This window comes from Nostoc sp. UCD121 (assembly GCF_014222285.1).
Classification (GTDB): Bacteria; Cyanobacteriota; Cyanobacteriia; order Cyanobacteriales; family Nostocaceae; genus Nostoc.
The window spans coordinates 1-401 of record NZ_JACKZS010000536.1 but is presented as its reverse complement, the minus strand read 5'-3'; the positions used below and the strand labels follow the sequence as shown (position 1 = coordinate 401).

Annotated in this window: 1 protein-coding gene; it reads right to left on the bottom strand. The window is 53.4% G+C overall.

The annotated features are described in order from the left end of the window. Positions 1-401, bottom strand: a 401-nt coding sequence (locus GNF10_RS37365) for a helix-turn-helix domain-containing protein (protein WP_185607526.1), incomplete at both ends; no start/stop codon positions are given.

The window sequence follows — 401 nt, the reverse complement described above, 5'->3', positions numbered from 1 at the left end:
ATCTTTCACCGTCGCCCAGACCACCGTGCGCAAACGTGGATTGGCATCAATCTTGCGCTTTTTCGGTCTAAACCTACGCAACACCGATTTACGGTGCGCATGCGTGGGAAGATACACCCCAAACTCATCCCGGTTGCGTTTAAGCTCCTTGCTGATAGTGCCAGCACAGCGGTCAAGACGCCGAGCTATCTCACGTACACCTTTGCCTTGCCGGTCAAGATCAAAGATGAGTTCGCGTTCTTCTACTGACAAGTAGCGCGAAGAAATACGCTTATCGATACGCTGTTGCGGAATAACCTGGACTGGAACTGCTTGGCGACCATCAACGTACTCAATTACCTGCATAAGCCTGTTATACAGCGCCGCATCCGGGCCAGCCGGGACAAAAGGCACACGCCCGG